At 66.2% G+C, this 443-nt stretch carries 1 protein-coding gene; it reads right to left on the bottom strand.

The genetic code is table 11. From position 1 onward, the window contains the following. Positions 1–443: cytochrome P450 family protein (locus tag AC1DYG_RS19805; protein WP_477641557.1), on the bottom strand; the 443-nt coding region annotated here is incomplete at both ends.

The following is a 443-nucleotide window of genomic DNA, read 5'->3' as shown; positions in this document are numbered from 1 at the left end:
CGGTGTCCTCGAGCGCGGTGCGCTGGAAGGAAGCAACCGGGGTGGCCCAGCGGATGATCTCGTCCGCCGTGGTCTTCGGGCGCTCCTTCTTGTACAGCTCCCACTGCTCGGGGTTGTCCATGAAGGCCTTCATGCCGTGCGTGGTGGCGTTSCGGGTGGTCTCGTTRCCKGCSACCGCGAGCASGATSACGAAGAAKCCGAACTCCTCSGGRCTGAGCTCGTCGCCGTCGACGTCCGCCTCGATGAGCGTGGTGACGAGGTCGTCGCCCGGGTTCTGCTTGCGCGCCTCGGCCAGCTGGTACGCGTATCCGAGGATCTCCATCGACGCGGCAGCCGGGTCGATGTCGGCGAACTCGGGGTCGTCGTACGAGGTCATCTGGTTGGACCASTCGAAGACCTTGCCGCGRTCCTCCTGCGGCACACCGATCAGCTCGGCGATGGCC

It is taken from the genome of Pedococcus sp. P1_H8 (assembly GCF_056405175.1).
This window is presented reverse-complemented; position numbering and strand designations above follow the sequence as displayed.